Origin of the sequence: Dietzia sp. DQ11-44 (assembly GCF_014145205.1) — a bacterium.
Taxonomy (GTDB): Bacteria; Actinomycetota; Actinomycetes; order Mycobacteriales; family Mycobacteriaceae; genus Dietzia; species Dietzia natronolimnaea.
Genome location: NZ_JAALEC010000605.1, coordinates 1 through 1,800, shown reverse-complemented (window position 1 = coordinate 1,800; position 1,800 = coordinate 1). Strand labels below are relative to the sequence as shown.

Genomic DNA, 1,800 nt, shown 5'->3' with positions numbered 1-1,800 from the left:
CCCGCCGCGCGGACCACATCGTGGTGCTCGACCGGGGCGCGGTCGCCGAGCAGGGCACGCACGACGAGCTGCTCGAGCGCGGCGGGCTATACACCGAGTTGAACGCTGCCGAGTCGCGGGCGAGGGCGGGGATCCGATGAGCGGCGTGGGCACGATGTGGCGGATCGCCGGTGCCGAACGGGTCCGCGTCCTACGCGGTGTGGGGTGGCGGATCGTCCAGTCACTGTTCGGGGGGTTGCTCTACGGGGTGCTGATCACCCTCGTGGTGGACCTGGCCCGCGGCGGACAGCTGGACGAGTCCCGGGCCGTCCAGGTGACCGTGGTGGCCGTGGTGACACTCCTCGGTCAGTTGCTCGCCTCATACCTGGCAGCCAGGGACTCGTGGCTCGCCGCGTACCAGGTGTCCGCCCATGCCCGGGTGTGGGTGCTCGAGCACCTGCTCCGCGTGCCCGTGCCGACGGCCTCCGGTCGGCGCCGCGGGGAGACCCAGGCGCTGCTCACCGGCGACATGCAGCAGATCGAGGACTTCCTGTCCGAAGGGCTGCCCAAGCTGGGACAGGCCCTCGGATTACCGGTGTTCGTCGTCGCCGCAGCGGCGGTCTATGACCCGGTGGTCGCGCTCGTACTCGCCGGGGCCGTCGTGGCGGCGATCCCGGCGACCGTGTGGGCGGGCACCCGGACCACCGCCGCGGCCCGGGAGCGGACTTCTCTGCAGGCCGAGTCCTCGGCACGGTTCGTCGACGTGCTCACCGGGATCACCGTGTGGAGGGTCCTCGCGGCGCCGGGGCGGATCGCCGACGTCCTGCGCGCGACGGCGCTTGACCTGCGCGACTCTTCGGTGCGGATGCTCGGCAGGCTGATCCCCCCGCTGATGCTGGCCTCGGCCGTCCTTATGGCCGGGGTGCCGGTCCTGATGGCGGTGGTGGCCGGCCGCGGGACGGAGGTCGCCATCGGGTTCCTCCTCGTGGCGATAGCGGTCTACCGTCCGCTGGTGGCCGCCCTGTCGGTGGGGGAGCAGTGGCACGTGACCCGCGCCGCGATGGAGCGGCTGCACTCGGTGGCCGAGATCCCGCAGCTCTCCGAACCGTCGGAGGCACAGACGCCCCAGGGCGTCGAGGTGCGGTTCGACGGCGTGGGGTACGCCTACCCCGACGGCACCCCGGCGCTGCACGGCATCGACGTGGCACTCCCCGAGAAGGGCATGGTCGCTGTGGTGGGCCACTCGGGCAGCGGTAAATCCTCGCTCGGGGGGTTGCTCTCGCGGTTCGACGATCCCGCCGCCGGGTCGGTGAGGATCGGCGGAGTGGACGTCCGCGAGATCGCCCCGGACACCCTCGCGGCCACGGTGACCCAGGTGTTCCAGCACACCCATCTGGTGCAGGGGACGGTGGCCGAGAACATCGCGCTCGGCCGCCCCGACGCGGACCGGGCCGACGTCGTGGACGCGGCCCGGCGAGCGCAGCTCCACACCGCGATCAGCGACCTGCCTCACGGGTACGACACGCGCCTGGGGGAGGACGGTGCCGGACTGTCCGGCGGCCAGCGGCAGCGCCTGGCCATCGCCCGGGCACTGCTCGTGGATGCGCCGGTCGTGGTGCTGGACGAGCCCACCTCCGCCCTGGACACCCGCACGGAGAGCGAGGTCTCCGAGGTGATCGCCGAGCTGGCAAGCGGACGATCCGTCCTGCTCATCGCTCATCGCCTGAGCACGGTCATCCACGCCGACGAGATCGTCGTCCTCGAACAGGGGCGGGTGGTCGAGCGCGGCACGCATGCCGAGCTCGTGAGCGCTGACGGACG

The 1,800-nt window shown here is 72.3% G+C and carries 1 protein-coding gene; it reads left to right on the top strand.

Annotation, left to right across the window (positions count from 1 at the left end):
• Positions 1-136: 136 nt before the first annotated feature.
• A partial coding sequence (locus G6018_RS14205) for an ABC transporter ATP-binding protein (RefSeq protein ID WP_182639962.1) occupies positions 137-1,800 on the top strand: 1,664 nt, incomplete at its 3' end.